The 286-nt window shown below is 72.0% G+C and carries 1 pseudogene; it reads right to left on the bottom strand.

Going from position 1 to position 286, the window contains the following annotated elements:
• A pseudogene (locus tag H926_RS34860) lies at positions 1 to 286 on the bottom strand (glutamine-synthetase adenylyltransferase); the annotation flags it as partial.

Raw genomic sequence — 286 nt, 5'->3', positions numbered from 1 at the left:
CAGCGCGCCGGCCGCCGTGGGCACCGACAGCGCGGCGATCATGCGCTGGGCCAGGCGGTTGAAATAGAGCGTGCCGCCGATCGGCCGCGGGCCATCGGATTCGCGGGCATAGGCATCGCCCGGGCCGCCAAACAGGAACACCAGATCGAGATCGGAGGCATGGGTGAGCGCGCCGCCGCCCAGCCGCCCGAGGCCAAGCACGACCATGCGCGCATCGGGCACCTGGCCATGGACACGGATGAACTCCGCCTCGGTCGCGGTGCCGAGCACGGTGATCGCGGCCTCG

The sequence above is a fragment of the Novosphingobium sp. B-7 genome (assembly GCF_000410615.1).
Lineage (GTDB): Bacteria > Pseudomonadota > Alphaproteobacteria > Sphingomonadales > Sphingomonadaceae > Novosphingobium > Novosphingobium capsulatum.
This window is presented reverse-complemented; position numbering and strand designations above follow the sequence as displayed.